Origin of the sequence: Streptomyces sp. E2N166, from assembly GCF_003671715.1 — a bacterium.
GTDB lineage: Bacteria > Actinomycetota > Actinomycetes > Streptomycetales > Streptomycetaceae > Streptomyces > Streptomyces thinghirensis.
Genome location: NZ_RAIF01000018.1, coordinates 462766 through 475819, shown reverse-complemented (window position 1 = coordinate 475819; position 13054 = coordinate 462766). Strand labels below are relative to the sequence as shown.

Here is a 13054-nt window from a genome sequence, read left to right as displayed (position 1 = left end):
CGCTCTCTTTGACGCAACCAGCGCTCGAACGGTTGATCGATCGGCGGTAATGATTAGGCAAAGGTCGGGAAACCGGAAATGGAGCACCGCCGCCCGGTGTTTCCACCCCTTGGAGGGCGGCGCGTGTCCTCCGACCGGCATGCCCGCAGCGAGGAGGACGGCTCGTGAGCCAGTACGTCAGCAGGCTCGGGCGTCGTTCACCGGCGGCCTCCCCGCGGCTCCGGCTGCTGCGCAGGCCGCGCCGCGTCGCCATGCTCTCCGTGCACACCTCGCCGCTCCACCAGCCCGGCACCGGCGACGCCGGCGGCATGAACGTCTACATCGTCGAGCTCGCGCAGCGCCTCGCCGCGATCAACATCGAGGTCGAGATCTTCACGCGCGCGACCACCGCCGCGCTCGCGCCCACCGTCGAACTGGCCCCGGGCGTCCTCGTCCGCCACGTCGACGCCGGACCGTACGAGGGCCTGGCCAAGGAAGAGCTGCCGGCCCAGCTGTGCGCCTTCACGCACGGCGTCATGCAGGCCTGGGCCGGCCACCGCCCCGGCTACTACGACCTGGTCCACTCCCACTACTGGCTCTCCGGCCACGTCGGCTGGCTCGCCGCCCAGCGCTGGGGCGCCCCCCTGGTGCACGCCATGCACACCATGGCCAAGGTCAAGAACGCCAACCTGGCCGACGGCGACACCCCCGAACCGGCCGCCCGCGTCATCGGCGAGACGCAGATCGTCGCCGCCTCCGACCGGCTGATCGCCAACACCGCCGAAGAGGCCGACGAACTGGTCCGGTACTACGCCGCCGACCCGGCCAAGGTCGCCGTCGTCCACCCCGGCGTGAACCTCGAACGCTTCCGCCCCTTCCCCAAGGGCTCCGACCCGGGCCCCGGGGACGTCACGTCCGCCCGCGCCGCCGCCCGCGCCCGCCTCGGCCTGCCGCAGGACGCGCTGATCCCGCTCTTCGCCGGCCGCATACAGCCGCTGAAGGCGCCCGACGTACTGCTGCGTGCCGTGGCCGTACTCCTCGACGAACGCCCGGACCTGCGCTCCCGCATCGTCGTCCCCGTCGTCGGCGGCCCCAGCGGGAGCGGCCTCGCCAAGCCGGAGGGGCTGCAGAAACTCGCCGCGCGGCTCGGTATCGCCGACGTCGTACGGTTCCGCCCGCCTGTCGGGCAGGAGCAGCTCGCCGACTGGTTCCGGGCCGCGTCCGTGCTGGTCATGCCGTCCTACAGCGAGTCCTTCGGCCTGGTCGCCATAGAGGCCCAGGCGGCCGGTACGCCGGTGCTCGCCGCCGCGGTCGGCGGCCTCCCGGTCGCCGTGCGCGACGGGCACACCGGCCGCCTCGTCCAGGGCCACGATCCCGCCGCGTACGCGCGCGTACTGCGCGATTTCGCCGACAACCCGGAGCTGACGCCCCGGATGGGCGACGCCGCCGCCCGGCACGCCCAGTCCTTCGGCTGGGACAGCGCCGCCGCCGCCACGGCCGACGCCTACACGGCCGCGATCCACTCCCACCGCCGTCGCGTACGCTCCCACCATGGCTGAGGCAGCACAGAAGGCAGCACAGGTCGTCGAGGACGCCCTGAAGGACGCCGAGCTGGAGTGGGAGAGCCCCGAGCCCGGCAACTACGTCGTGAAGCTCCCGGGGACCCGCAAACTGTCGACGACCGTCTCCCTCCTCCTCGGCCGGCACTCCCTCTCCCTCAACGCGTTCGTCATCCGCCACCCCGACGAGAACGAACCCGCCGTCCACCGCTGGCTCCTGGAACGCAACCTCAAGCTCTACGGCGTCGGTTACGCCGTCGACCGCCTCGGCGACATCTACGTCACCGCGAAACTCCCCCTCGCCACCGTCACCCCCGACGAGATCGACCGCCTCCTCGGCCAGGTCCTGGAAGCCGCCGACGGCGCCTTCAACACCCTGCTGGAGCTGGGCTTCGCGTCCGCCATCCGCAAGGAGCACGAGTGGCGGACCTCGCGCGGGGAGTCGACGCGGAACCTGGATGCGTTCCAGCACCTGATCGAGCGCACCGAGCGCACCGAGCGCGCCGAGGACTGAGCCCTCGCGCTCAGTGCCCGCTGGTGCGGTAGCGTCCCGGCGTTATCCCCACCAGCCGCTTGAAGTGCCGGGTCAGATGGGCCTGGTCGTAGAACCCGGTCGCGGCGGCCACGTCGGCCGGGCCGCTCCCCGCGAGCAGCAGCCGCCGGGCCCGGTCGACCCGCCGGGACATCAGGTACTGGTGCGGTGCGATGCCGTAGGCGCCGCTGAACGCCCGTACCAGGTGGGCCGGATGGGCGGACACCTGCGCGGCCGCCTCCTCCAGGCCGATCCCCCGGACGACCCGCTCGTCGAGCAGCTCACGCAGCCGGCGGGCGAGGACGGGGTCCCGTCGGCGCACCGGGCTTCCTTCTCCCCGGGGCAGCAGATGCTCGTGCAGCCGCTCGCCGATCAGCGTCAGCCGGCTCTCCGCCTCCAGCTCGTCACCGGGCAGGGCGAGCGCGGAGTGCAGCTGCCCGACCCGCCGCCGCAGCACGGGATCACGCAGGTCGGGGCCGTCGACGGCCGGTCCGATCAGCTCGTCCCCCAGCCGGGATGCGTCCAGGTACAGGACGCGCTTGCGGAAGCCGTCCGGGGTGGCGGGGGAGCCGTTGTGCGGCACGTGCGGCGGCAGCAGCGACACCGTGTCGTGCGGGGTGCCGTGCTCGTGCCGGTCCAGGTCGTACCGTACGGCCCCGTCGTCGACGATGAGCAGCGTCCACGCGTCGTGGACGTGCATCGGGTAGGCGTACTCGGTGAAGTGGGCGTGGAAGACCTCGACGACGCCCGGGACTAGGGGGCGCCAGGCGGATACGGTCCGCCGGTCCTGGTCGGCCATGCAAAAAACGTACAAGACCCGGCCGCACACCGACCGGCAGTCTCACCGTATGAGCACGCACGACGCGGCCCCCGCGCCCTCCGACGCCCCCGTCCGCTTCGACACCAAGATCGCCGTCCTGCTCCGCGAGGACCTGGAGACCTGGCAGCGCCTGAACGTCACCGCCTTCCTGGTCAGCGGCCTGGGCGCGCAGTTCCCCGAGGTGGTCGGGGAGCCGTACGAGGACGCCGACGCGGTCGGTTACCTGCCGATGTTCCGCCAGCCGGTACTGGTCTTCGAGGGCACCAAGGAGACGCTGGCGAACGCCCACGCGCGTGTGCTCTCCCGTTCCCTGCCCCGGGCACTCTTCACGTCCGACCTCTTCACCACGGGCAACGACCGCGACAACCGGGCGGCGGTACGGGCCGTGCCCACGGCCGGACTGGACCTGGTCGGCCTCGCGGTGTACGGCCCGAGGAACGCGGTGGACAAGGTGCTGAAGGGGGCACGGATGCACCCGTGAGTACGCGGGCGCCCGAAGGCGGCCGTCAGGCCGCGCTGACCTCGGGCTTGGCAGGCTCGGCGGCCCGGGAGACCTCGGGCCGTCCGGTGGTCTTCGGGGCTCCGGCGTCCTCCGGGGCTCCGGCGTCCTCCGGGGCAGCGGAGGTGAAGGCCTCCTCCTCGGGCAGCCCCCGCATGAGCGCCCAGTACCCCGCCGCCGCCACCGTGCCGACGACCGCGCAGACACCCCACAGCCACCCGGCGCCCCAGTGGTCGATGACGAACCCGGACATCAGCGGCGCGACGAGGGCGGCGACCGCCCAGGACATGGTGTACATGCCCTGGTAGCGCCCGCGCCCGTGCACGGGGGAGAGGCGGACGACGAGCCCGGTCTGGGTCGGCGCGTTGACGATCTCGGCCAGCGTCCACACGCACACGGTGAGGGCGAAGACACCGACCGACCCGGCGAAGGCGGTGAGCCCGAAGCCGTACCCGGCCAGCAGGGACGAGAGGACGAGCAGCAGCCGCGGATCCCGGTGCTCGATGAACCGGGTGACGGGAATCTGCAGTACGACGATCAGGACGCCGTTGACGGCGATCGCCATGCCGAAGTCGGCCGGCGTGAACCCTGCCTCGCCCATGGCCACCGGCAGCCCCACGTAGGCCTGCTGGAAGATCAGGGCGACGAGGAAGGACAGCCCGACCACGCTCATGTAGCGCCCGTCGCGCAGGACGGTCCCGAGGGAGACGGCGGGCTCGCTCGCCGCGGAGAGGCCGGCGGCCCCGCCCTTCCCGGGCGTCCGCTCCGGCCGGGACTCGGGCAGCTTGACGAAGATCAGCACGGCGCACGCCATGGTCATGCCCGCCTCGATCAGGAACCCGGCGAGGTAGCTGACCTCGGCGATGAACCCGGCCGCCATGGAGGAGATCGCGAAGCCGAGGTTGATGGCCCAGTAGTTGAGCGAGAAGGCCCGGATACGGTCCTCGGGCCGGACGATGTCCGCCATCATCGCCTGCACGGCCGGCCGGGAGGCGTTGCTCGCCATGCCGACAAGGAAGGCGACGGCCGCGATGGCGACCGGGTCCCGCACGAAGCCGAGCAGCGCGACGGACAGCGCGGTGGAGACCTGCGCCACCAGCAGCGTGGGCCGCCGCCCGAGCCGGTCGGTCATCACCCCGGCCCCGAGCGAGGACACGACCCCGCCGAGCCCGTGCAGAGCGGCCACCAGCCCGGCGTACGAGGCGGAGTACCCGCGGTCGATGGTCAGGTACAGCGCCATGAAGGTGGCGACGAAGGCACCGAGCCGGTTGACCAGGGTGCTGGTCCACAGCCACCAGAACTCGCGGGGGAGCCCGGAGACGGACTCGCGCACGGCACGTCTCATTCCGACGACTGACATGGAGACCCCCGTGAACGACAAGCGGCTGGCTGTAAGTGCCTCTGACGGCGAGCACAACTTACGAGCGCGGGGCCGCGGGAAGCCAGCCAATTAACACTTCTCGTCAACCGTCCGCCCACCGGGCGCACCGCGCGGGGCATCACGGGGTTCGATTACGCTCGGAGCCATGGCCGACGCACCGTACAAGCTGATCCTCCTCCGCCACGGCGAGAGCGAGTGGAACGAGAAGAACCTGTTCACCGGCTGGGTGGACGTCAACCTCACTCCGAAGGGCGAGAAGGAGGCGACGCGCGGCGGCGAGCTGCTCAAGGACGCCGGCCTGCTGCCCGACGTGGTCCACACGTCCGTCCAGAAGCGCGCGATCCGCACTGCCCAGCTCGCGCTGGAGGCCGCCGACCGCCACTGGATCCCCGTCCACCGCCACTGGCGCCTGAACGAGCGCCACTACGGCGCCCTCCAGGGCAAGGACAAGGCCCAGACCCTCGCCGAGTTCGGCGAGGAGCAGTTCATGCTGTGGCGCCGCTCCTACGACACCCCGCCGCCCGCGCTGGACCGCGATGCCGAGTACTCCCAGTTCGACGACGCCCGCTACGCGACCCTCCCGCCGGAGCTGCGCCCCCAGACGGAGTGCCTCAAGGACGTCGTCGTCCGCATGCTCCCCTACTGGTTCGACGCGATCGTCCCCGACCTCCTCACCGGCCGCACGGTCCTGGTCGCGGCCCACGGCAACTCGCTCCGCGCCCTGGTCAAGCACCTCGACGGCATCTCCGACGCCGACATCGCGGGCCTGAACATCCCGACGGGCATCCCGCTCTCCTACGAACTGGACGCCGAGTTCAAGCCGCTGAACCCGGGCGGGACCTACCTGGACCCGGACGCGGCGAAGGCCGCGATCGAGGCCGTGAAGAACCAGGGCAAGAAGAAGTAGGCCCACAGCACTGAGCCCCCGCACCGCGGCTGTTCGCGGTGCGGGGGCTCAAGTGTTCTCAGACCTTCAGCAGGCTCAATTCTGGCGAAGCTTCTACTTTCGTTACGCTCTCGACGGCGCTCTGCAGATCTTTCCGCACGTCATCCGTCGATTGGTCCAGCGCCTCCGTCAATATGTGGCGTGCTACGTCACGAGAGAATGCATCCAACTTCGCTCCGCCAGGGATGACGGATGTTTTGTCCACCTCGAAAGACAGGACGTCCTCGTAGATCACAGCGCCGAACCTGTTGGTGAACTTGCGCTCCTGCCACCGTGCGAACCGCAGGTTGGGAAGCCCTTCAGCCAGAGCGGCCACGATTTCGGAGTTGGAGAACGCGACGCCACGCACCCGGGACTCGCGGCCCACGACCAGGACGACGTTCCCCGCCTCGAAAACCAGCCGCTCCATCTCGCAGAGCGCCTGCATCATGTCGACGCAGTACTGGATGACTGTCAGGAATCGGTTCTGGCGATTCTTTCGGTTGGACCCGATTTCGGTTCTGGCGGCAGGCAGGACATTCCAGCCGATGTTTTCCACCGCAGGGCGATAGTTCTGGTGGTAGTTGAACACGTTGATGTACGGGGGGGAGGTGACCACAAGACCTGCGCACCCGTCGCCGAGGGGGACCCTGCGGGCGTCGCCGGCGATCACCTGGGAGGGGACCGAGGCGGAGGGGAAGTCCATGATCAGGTCTCGCACCTGATTCCAGGACTTCTTGACCTTCTTCGCGTCTGCTTCCTTCTTGTCCCCCATGCTCAGCAGGAGGGTGGTGGAAAAGATGCGCTCGATGTTCTTGTCGACGGCACCGCGATGGCCATCGAGCAGGTATTCAACGACGTCTTCGATGCCTGCCGAGCTGCCGAAGAGCGTGTCCTGCCCCGCGTCGTCAACCTTGTCCAGGTACGACGAGGCTTCCCGTACGATCCGTAGTCGCTGATCGTGCGGCAATGACGCGATCTCCAGGATGCCCGACAGCTCCAACGCCGCGGGATTGATCTCGACACCGGCCGACGGGATACCCTTCCGAATGCATTCCAGGACAGTCGTGCCACTGCCCAGGAACGGATCGACTACCATTCCGGAGCCGGGATAGTAGGCGTCGAGGAGCTTGCTCACGAGGCCCGGGGTGAACTGGCCGCGCCAGGGGAGCGCACTGCGCCGCTCCCGCACGAGCACGTCGAGATCAGCCTGCCCGATGAAGCTGCGGTCGAATTCACGCCTCCGGACCGCGTCAAAGGTCTCCTCGACGTCCATTCTCCTGCTTTCTAGAAATATCCCTTGGTGACGACATCTTCTTCGTTCGGATCTTTGGCCTCGAACAGGGATTTCAGATGGTCGACGAATCGCTGCACGACATCATACCTGATCGGATTGGCCTCGATGTAATCGACATATTCCGACCGGAGCCGCTTCCTGTTTGCGGCTGACGAGTAAGCTTTCCTCTTGTGGGAGCCCAGCCTCTTACCGCGCAGGATCAATACTTCGTCAATATCTGTACCAGCGGTACTGATGGGCGTCATGTCAAGGTACTCGCAGATCAAGTAGTAGCGAGCGGCTGGTACGGCCACCTTGAGGTCGTGGGAAGTTGCGCTTGCCTCCTGGAACATTGTTTTGTCCAGATTGGTTTTGCATTCGGCGGCCACATAGGCCAGCCATACGTCCATGCTGGAGGTGGCTTCAGCGGGAAAGTCCGACTTGAACGATGCCTTCAAGTAGGCGCGCCGGCTCAGTGTGAAGTCCTGGTCCTTCTTCCTGACCGCCATGGAGATGTCACTGGCCGGGGCCGTGAGGGAACTGGAGAAGTAGGCGGCAGCAAAAGCTCCGGCCGGTCCGGCGAACAGATCCTGATCGGCCAAGGCGGGAATCACCCGCGGATCGATCAACCACGGCAGGAACTCTTCAATGATCGAGTTGTCGATCTTCAGCTGTCCCCGTTGCCTGAACAGGAAATCCTCTCCGCTGTCCCAGATCAGATCGAGCTCCACGCTCTTCTTGTAGTCGTTGGTCAGGTCGACCAGGCGTCGCACGAGTTCGTTGCCGGTGGCGTCGATACTCGCCATGTCGCCAACCCATGACTTGTATCGCTCTATCGATTCCTCGACCGCGAACCTGTCGTCCTCGGGCAGCTTCGGGTTCTTGAGCAGCTCAACGAGCTTCGACTTGTGAGGCGTTGGCCGCACTCGCTCAGGTGCCTGGGCACTGGCGTCGGCCAACGGCCCGGCATCGGCGGGATTCGCCGGCGCTGCTTCTGACGGTTCGATGGACGCGAAGAGGGCTTCGTCGCTGCTCATGCGGGGAGCCTAGCGGCAGCTGGGGGAGGTCCGGTCAGGCTCCGTCGCCGCCGTACAGGGCCCGCAGACCGACGAGTTGGACGTCCGGTGAGGTGGCGGCGGCGTGGCGGGCCTTGTCGTTGAAGCCTGCGCCGCTGAAGCAGAGGAGTTGGGTGCGGCTGGTGTCGTAACGGCCGGTGCGGGTGATGACGTCCCGGATGCGGCGGTTGGCGACGTAGCGACGGCCGCGGGCCTGCCAGACCCGGGCGGCGTTGCCGGGGCGTTCGAGTTGAGGCAAGACCGGCCGCATCACCGCGTGGTGGACGGCGAGTCGATCTCGATCTTCATGCGGGGGTCGGCCAGCCCGCACACGAGCATCGTGGCCGCCGGGCGGATCTCGCCGAGGGCGCGGCGCAGGACCGGCCAGCAGGGCTCGAAGTCGGTTCGGTCGGGGAGCAGGTAGCGGACCCGGACCACGTCGGCGAAGGTGCACTTCGCCTCGGTCAGCGCGGCCTCGATGTCGCGCAGGCACTGTTCGGCCTGGTCCGCCACGTCCTCGGAGATCGTCATCGTGGCGTAGTCGAAGCCGGTGGTGCCCGACACGTGCACCCAGTCGCCGTCGACCACGGCACGGGCGTGGCCGATCCGTTCTTCGAAGGTCGAGCCGCTGAGGATGGAACGCCGCTCTGTCACGGTCGGCACGTCAAGGGTGCGCGGTCGGCGCTGACAGGTCTTTCCCTGGTCATCGACGGAGCCCGTCCGTCGGTTGGGTCCCGGACGGGATCTCCGGGCCGCCCCCGGACAGGACGGGGATGCAACCATTCCCTACAGAGCTGGAACCCCCGGCAGCCGACCGCGCGTTCGTGACTTTAGCCGGGGGTACTGACGGCCGGTCGGCCCGGCCGATCCACCGACCCCCCGCGTCAGCTCGCCGTCGTCAGGCGTCCCCGGCGCTCCCGGCGCCCCCGCAGGGCGTCCCAGGCCGTGCCCAGGGCCAGTGACTGGATCAGGGCCGCGAGCACGATGCCGCCGGTGAAGAACCAGGTGGGCGCGTCGCCGCCCCAGCCGGCTTCGCCGAGCCAGGCGACGAAGCCGAAGGCCGGGAAGGTGAACAGGGCCGGCCATACCCAGATGAGGGACGCGTCCGGGCTGGACGTGAAGAGGGGTTCCAGCGCGGCGACGGCCATCGCGCCGCCGACCAGGGCGAGGTAGACCGCCGAGGCGCGGTTGGCGAAGGTCAGGCGGGCGAGGGCGCGTATCCGGCTGGTCCGGCTGGTCTTCATCGGGTGTCGTCTCCCCTTGGTCGTCGTCCTGTGTCCCAGGGTCGGACGGGGGCGGGGGCCCGGGCCTGAGTACCCGTACTCAAGTCGGACGGCGCGGTACTCGGGGGAGGAGGGACGTACCGGCGCTCTATACCGTCAGCGGGACCTCGTGGATTTCGTCCGCCTTGTGGCCCGCGCGTTCGTGGACGCGCTGGACGGCGTCGGCCGATGGGGCCTCGGAGAGGCAGTAGACCGTACCGGAGGCCGGGTCCGCCCATGCGTGTTCGAAGTGGACGTCCTCGTCCTTCCCGATGGCGAGGTCCGCCTGGTGGGCCTCGTGGAGCTGGTCCGCGGTGATGCCGTGCATGCCGTGGTGCACGTCCATGAAGTGAGCCATGGCTTCGCACCCCCTTCAGGGTCTTACCTCCAGGGTGCGCCCGTACGGCGGCCGGGGCGAACCCGGCCGCCGTAGTACCGCCGGTGCGTCAGCCGCACTGGCACGGATTTCCCGACTGGCAGCCGCAGCCGCAGCCCGATCCGCAGCCGCACGCGGCGATCAGGGGCAGGCTGCGGGGCTCGGGGGGCTGCTCGGTCCGGCGTTCCTGGGTGGGGGCGGGCTTGGTGCTGGGGGAATCGGCCATGGGTTCCTCCTAGAGGCTGGTGCCTGGGCCCATTGCACGCCCCCAGTGGCCGTCGCATCAACGGCGCACTGGGGCGATCGTGCGCGCCCCTGGCCCACGCCGGGCGCTCCCACCCAGGTCCGTGCCGGGTCCGTCGGGCCCCGCCAAGGCCCGTGCCGGGTCCTGTCGGAGCCCCGCCCAGGTCCGCGTGGGCCCCGCAAGTCCCAACAAAACCCCACAAGGCCCCGCAAGGTGCCGTCAGGACTCGTCGACCTGCGTCGTCGGCTGGATGTCCGCCTGGAGGTCGCCCACGTGCTCACCGGTGACCAGGTAGACCACGCGCTTGGCGACCGAGACGGCGTGGTCGGCGTAGCGCTCGTAGTAGCGGCCGAGGAGGGTGACGTCGACGGCCGTCTCGATGCCGTGCTTCCAGCGGTCGTCCATCAGGTGCTGGAAGAGGGTGCGGTGCAGGAGGTCCATCGCGTCGTCGTCCTGCTCCAGCTGGAGGGCGAGATCGACGTCCTTGGTGATGATCACCTCGGCCGCCTTCGCCATCAGGCGCTGCGCGAGCTGGCCCATCTCCAGAATGGTCGCGTGCAGGTCGCTCGGGACCGCGCGCTCCGGGTAGCGCAGCCGGGCCAGCTTGGCCACGTGCTGGGCCAGGTCGCCCGAGCGCTCCAGGTCGGCCGACATCCGCAGCGAGGTGACGACGATGCGCAGGTCCGTCGCCACCGGCTGCTGCCGGGCCAGCAGAGCTATCGCGCGGGCCTCCAGCTCGTGGTGGAGCTCGTCGACCTTCTGGTCGCCCTCGATCACGTTCTCGGCCAGCTTCAGGTCGGAGTCGAGGATCGCGGTCGTGGCGCGCCCGATCGCCGACCCGACCAGCCGGGCCATCTCCACCAGGCTGTCGCCGATCGAATCAAGTTCCTCGTGGTACGCGTCCCGCATCAGGTTCCCTCTCGTACGTCCGTTTGTGGGGCTCGCACCGGCTCGTACCCGCTTGCGCTGGCTCGTTGCCGGCTCGCACCCCTTGCCGTGCCCCCACGCTTACACGTTCCGGCCTGTACGCGTCCGTTTCCGGCACCACAAATGAACCATCCCTGGCTCCAAGGTGAACTCTGGGCGACGAGTGTTCGAGGTCGCAGTCCGATGGCTGGGGCGGGGCCGTTCGGCATGCCTAACCTGGATGCATGGACGTGAACGCGGCGGTCGCCGCAGCGGCAGCGATCGCCGGAGTGCTCACCGGTGTCATCGCCATGCTGGCGTTCCGCTGGAGCGAGCGGGAGCAGAAGCGCCCCACGCGCACCTCGCTTCACACGGACCCCGTGCTGCCGCCCGGCGTGGACACCGTCCTGTCGGTACTCCGCTCCTCCGCGGTCGTCCTCGACGAGGCCGACGCGGTGGTCAAGGCCAGCTCGGCGGCGTACGCCCTCGGCCTGGTCCGGGGCGGCAAGCTCGCCGTCGAGCCCATGCTGCAGATGGCCCGGGACACCCGGCGGGACGGGGAGATACGGCAGGTCGAGCTGGATCTGCCGAGGCGGGGGACGGGGCGGGGCGAGGCCCTCGCCGTGTCCGCACGCGTGGCGCCCCTCGGGTCGCGGCTGGTGCTGCTGCTGGTCGAGGACCTCACCGAGGCCCGCCGCATCGAGGCAGTACGCCGCGACTTCGTCGCCAATGTGAGCCATGAGCTGAAGACGCCGGTGGGCGCGCTCTCGCTGCTGTCCGAGGCCGTCATGGACGCCTCGGACGATCCGGAGGCCGTGGAGCGGTTCGCCGGGCGCATGCAGATCGAGGCCACCCGCCTGACCAACCTGGTACAGGAACTCATCGACCTGTCCCGGGTCCAGAACGACGACCCCCTCGACGACGCCGAGCCCGTCCGGGTGGACGAGCTGGTCGCCGAGGCCATCGACCGTTGCCGGCACGCGGCCGGCACCAAGCAGATCACCATGGCCGCCGGAGGAACGGCGGATCTGCACGTACGCGGCAACCGCGGCCAGCTCGCCGCCGCCCTCGGCAACCTCGTCGAGAACGCCGTCAACTACTCGCCCGCCCGCACCCGCGTCGGCATAGCCGCCCGCCGCGTCAACGCCCCCGGCGGCGATCAGATCGAGATCGCCGTGACCGACCAGGGCATCGGCATCTCGGAGAAGGACAAGGAGCGCGTGTTCGAGCGCTTCTACCGCGTCGACCCGGCCCGCTCACGGGCCACCGGAGGAACCGGCCTGGGTCTCGCGATCGTCAAGCACGTGGCCGCCTCGCACGGCGGGGAGGTCACGGTGTGGAGTGCCGAAGGCCAGGGCTCCACCTTTACGCTGCGACTGCCGGAGTCGGGCCCCGCCCGCGACCGCGCACAGCGGCGCCCCGACCGCGCCGGACTCAACGCCGAGACCGAGCGGTCCCCCTCATCCCCCCATACTTCCCCGTACGAAACGCTTCCCGCCCCGGAGGTCCTTCCGTGACCCGTGTGCTCGTCGTCGAGGACGAGGAGTCCTTCTCCGACGTCCTGTCGTACATGCTCCGCAAGGAGGGTTTCGAGGTCGCCGTGGCGACCACCGGCCCCGACGGACTCGACGAGTTCGAGCGCAACGGCGCCGACCTCGTGCTTCTCGACCTGATGCTGCCCGGCCTGCCGGGCACCGAGGTCTGCCGCCAGCTGCGCGGCCGCTCCAACGTCCCCGTGATCATGGTGACCGCCAAGGACAGCGAGATCGACAAGGTCGTCGGGCTGGAGATAGGGGCCGACGACTACGTCACCAAGCCCTTCTCCTCCCGCGAGCTGGTCGCCCGCATCCGCGCCGTACTGCGCCGCCGCGGCGAGCCGGAGGAGGTCGCCCCCGCCGCGCTGGAGGCCGGCCCCGTCCGCATGGACGTCGACCGGCACGTCGTGACCGTGGGCGGCACCAAGGTCGACCTGCCCCTGAAGGAGTTCGACCTGCTGGAGATGCTGCTGCGCAACGCCGGCCGCGTGCTGACCCGCATGCAGCTGATCGACCGGGTCTGGGGTGCCGACTACGTCGGTGACACCAAGACCCTCGACGTCCACGTCAAGCGGCTGCGCGCCAAGATCGAACCCGACCCGGGCGCGCCGCGGTACCTGGTGACGGTGCGCGGGCTCGGCTACAAGTTCGAGCCGTAGAGCGCCCGGGCGCGCGTCGCAGGCGCCCTCGGCGGAAGGCGGTACG

At 69.5% G+C, this 13054-nt stretch carries 16 protein-coding genes; 6 read left to right on the top strand and 10 right to left on the bottom strand.

Annotated elements, in window-relative coordinates; translation table 11 throughout:
- The first annotated feature begins 164 nt into the window (after window positions 1–164).
- Both mshA and EBH09_RS16470 read left to right on the top strand, forming a co-directional pair.
- Window positions 165–1538, top strand: coding sequence for a D-inositol-3-phosphate glycosyltransferase (mshA, locus tag EBH09_RS16475; protein ID WP_121747737.1), 1374 nt, complete (start codon window positions 165–167; stop codon window positions 1536–1538).
- A complete protein-coding gene (locus EBH09_RS16470; protein WP_121747736.1) occupies window positions 1531–2052 on the top strand; it encodes a YbjN domain-containing protein in 522 nt (173 codons plus the stop codon). The genes mshA and EBH09_RS16470 overlap by 8 nt, the downstream gene beginning before the upstream one ends.
- Window positions 2053–2062: 10 nt before the next feature.
- On the opposite strand, the gene EBH09_RS16465 is transcribed toward EBH09_RS16470, so the two are convergent.
- Window positions 2063–2869 (bottom strand): AraC family transcriptional regulator, encoded by an 807-nt coding sequence (locus EBH09_RS16465; protein WP_121747735.1) that lies wholly within the window; start codon window positions 2867–2869, stop codon window positions 2063–2065.
- A 49-nt stretch (window positions 2870–2918) separates the two neighbouring features.
- Between EBH09_RS16465 and EBH09_RS16460 the strand changes: the two genes are divergently transcribed.
- Window positions 2919–3371, top strand: coding sequence for a DUF2000 domain-containing protein (locus EBH09_RS16460; RefSeq protein WP_121747734.1), 453 nt, complete (start codon window positions 2919–2921; stop codon window positions 3369–3371).
- Window positions 3372–3396: 25 nt separating this feature from the next.
- On the opposite strand, the gene EBH09_RS16455 is transcribed toward EBH09_RS16460, so the two are convergent.
- Window positions 3397–4749, bottom strand: a complete 1353-nt coding sequence (locus EBH09_RS16455) for an MFS transporter (protein ID WP_121747733.1) — start codon at window positions 4747–4749, stop codon at window positions 3397–3399.
- Window positions 4750–4915: 166 nt separating this feature from the next.
- On the opposite strand from EBH09_RS16455, the gene EBH09_RS16450 reads away from it, so the two are divergent.
- On the top strand, window positions 4916–5677 hold the full coding sequence (locus tag EBH09_RS16450) for a phosphoglyceromutase (RefSeq protein ID WP_121747732.1): 762 nt from the start codon (window positions 4916–4918) through the stop codon (window positions 5675–5677).
- A 58-nt stretch (window positions 5678–5735) separates the two neighbouring features.
- Here EBH09_RS16450 and EBH09_RS16445 read toward each other — a convergent pair whose 3' ends face one another.
- From EBH09_RS16445 to phoU, 8 genes are all read right to left on the bottom strand, one after another.
- The gene (locus EBH09_RS16445) at window positions 5736–6971 is read right to left on the bottom strand and encodes a DNA methyltransferase (protein ID WP_121747731.1); all 1236 of its coding nucleotides are present in this window, start codon (window positions 6969–6971) and stop codon (window positions 5736–5738) included.
- Between the two features lie 11 nt (window positions 6972–6982).
- The gene (locus EBH09_RS16440; protein ID WP_121747730.1) at window positions 6983–8008 is read right to left on the bottom strand and encodes a Bpu10I family restriction endonuclease; all 1026 of its coding nucleotides are present in this window, start codon (window positions 8006–8008) and stop codon (window positions 6983–6985) included.
- Window positions 8009–8042: 34 nt separating this feature from the next.
- A complete protein-coding gene (locus tag EBH09_RS16435; RefSeq protein ID WP_238697335.1) occupies window positions 8043–8285 on the bottom strand; it encodes a hypothetical protein in 243 nt (80 codons plus the stop codon).
- An 11-nt stretch (window positions 8286–8296) separates the two neighbouring features.
- Window positions 8297–8680, bottom strand: a complete 384-nt coding sequence (locus EBH09_RS16430) for a RidA family protein (protein ID WP_121747836.1) — start codon at window positions 8678–8680, stop codon at window positions 8297–8299.
- A gap of 230 nt (window positions 8681–8910) precedes the next feature.
- Window positions 8911–9270, bottom strand: a complete 360-nt coding sequence (locus EBH09_RS16425; RefSeq protein ID WP_121747729.1) for a hypothetical protein — start codon at window positions 9268–9270, stop codon at window positions 8911–8913.
- A gap of 127 nt (window positions 9271–9397) precedes the next feature.
- Window positions 9398–9646 (bottom strand): SCO4226 family nickel-binding protein, encoded by a 249-nt coding sequence (locus tag EBH09_RS16420; protein ID WP_121747728.1) that lies wholly within the window; start codon window positions 9644–9646, stop codon window positions 9398–9400.
- 88 nt (window positions 9647–9734) lie between these two features.
- The gene (locus tag EBH09_RS37855) at window positions 9735–9890 is read right to left on the bottom strand and encodes a hypothetical protein (RefSeq protein ID WP_193776344.1); all 156 of its coding nucleotides are present in this window, start codon (window positions 9888–9890) and stop codon (window positions 9735–9737) included.
- 237 nt (window positions 9891–10127) lie between these two features.
- Entirely contained in the window at window positions 10128–10817 is a 690-nt protein-coding gene (gene phoU / locus EBH09_RS16415; protein WP_121747727.1) for a phosphate signaling complex protein PhoU, read from the bottom strand.
- A gap of 242 nt (window positions 10818–11059) precedes the next feature.
- Between phoU and EBH09_RS16410 the strand changes: the two genes are divergently transcribed.
- Together EBH09_RS16410 and EBH09_RS16405 are read left to right on the top strand one after the other, a co-directional pair.
- Entirely contained in the window at window positions 11060–12331 is a 1272-nt protein-coding gene (locus EBH09_RS16410; RefSeq protein WP_121747726.1) for an ATP-binding protein, read from the top strand.
- Window positions 12328–13008 (top strand): response regulator transcription factor, encoded by a 681-nt coding sequence (locus tag EBH09_RS16405; RefSeq protein ID WP_043381903.1) that lies wholly within the window; start codon window positions 12328–12330, stop codon window positions 13006–13008. The genes EBH09_RS16410 and EBH09_RS16405 overlap by 4 nt, the downstream gene beginning before the upstream one ends.
- Window positions 13009–13054 lie beyond the last annotated feature (46 nt).